We start from the raw sequence: 1,178 nt of genomic DNA, 5'->3' as shown, positions 1-1,178 counted from the left end.
GTGTCTTCGCCACGGTCAGGAACCGGACCCGCAAAACCAAGGGCTGCCTGAACCGCAAGACCGCCCTCGCCATGGTCTTCCGACTCATGAAGTCAGCCAAGAAGAAGTGGCGGAAGATCAACGGGCCAAACCGTCTGCCCGACGTCATTCAGGGGATTGAGTTCAAGGACGGGATCAAGCAACTTCAAACCGCCGCCTGATGAGGACCGTCACCAACTTTTGGGCATATCTCAAGGAGACATCAAGGAAGCGGAACGGTCGATCGCTGCAGCCCGTAAGATGAACCAGTAGCGGTCGTGGCCTAGAAGATAGGGTACACATGGTGGATTTTGCACCTGCCGTTAGTCCGCAGAGGGCGGCAAAGTGCCTGCGGGCGGCGGTCCCAAGAACGATTGTTCTTCGCATCATCGAACGATGCCGAGCACTTGCGGTGATTATCCCGCCATTTTTGCGGGGGCGTGGTCGTAGAATTTACGCAACCATTCTCCGTTTCTGAGCGGGCGTCATTCCCGCCGTTGCCCATGTTCGGGCGTTCGTTGTTGTAGGACTAGAGCCATTCGGTGGCGATCTGCTGCACCTCCTCGAGGCCTTTAAGATGTAGAGGTCGATAGTGCCCCATTGCGTGGTGTAGGAGCGCCGACCTTCGGAGAGGTCCGAAGCTGATCAGGTGGCCACGGTGGGCAATCTGACGTCTGCATTGTCGGTGACGCGCGCGAGGCTTTCAAGCGACATGTACCGCCGGGCGACTGTCCATTCGTCGTTTGTCTCGAGCATCAGAGCGCCGACCAGGCGAACAATGGCTTCGTCGTTTGGAAAGATCCCGATGACATCGGCGCGCCGCTTGATCTCGCGGTTTACTCGCTCGATTGGGTTCGTGGATGCGATCTGGGTCCAATGCTCGCGCGGGAAGTCCATGTAGGCCAGGACGTCGTCGCGGGAGGCGTCCATGAACACGCCAAGCTTTTCCTGCTTCTCGCGAAGCGCATCCGCGACCACTTCCCACTGGGCTTCGGCCTCGGCCTTTGTCTCCTGCGCGAAGATCGTCTTCAGCATCGCCGCCACCGCCGTACGCTGCTTGGCCGGGGCATGGGCAAGCGCATCGCGCATCCAGTGAACGCGGCAGCGCTGGTGGGTCGCGTCGAACACCCGACGCGCAGCCGCCCGCAGCCCCTTGTGAT

At 60.1% G+C, this 1,178-nt stretch carries 1 protein-coding gene and 1 pseudogene; one reads left to right on the top strand and one right to left on the bottom strand.

The features are described from left to right. Positions 1–200: pseudogene (locus JSE7799_RS16050) on the top strand (IS256 family transposase); the annotation flags it as partial. A gap of 463 nt (positions 201–663) precedes the next feature. Here the strand turns inward: JSE7799_RS16050 and JSE7799_RS16045 are convergent. Continuing rightward, positions 664–1,178 (bottom strand): transposase (locus JSE7799_RS16045; protein WP_186201980.1); only part of this gene is annotated, 515 nt, incomplete at its 5' end.

It is taken from the genome of Jannaschia seosinensis (assembly GCF_001408515.1).
Taxonomy (GTDB): domain Bacteria; phylum Pseudomonadota; class Alphaproteobacteria; order Rhodobacterales; family Rhodobacteraceae; genus Jannaschia; species Jannaschia seosinensis.
Note: the sequence above shows the minus strand (reverse complement) of the source record. Positions and strands in the feature narration are given on the sequence as shown.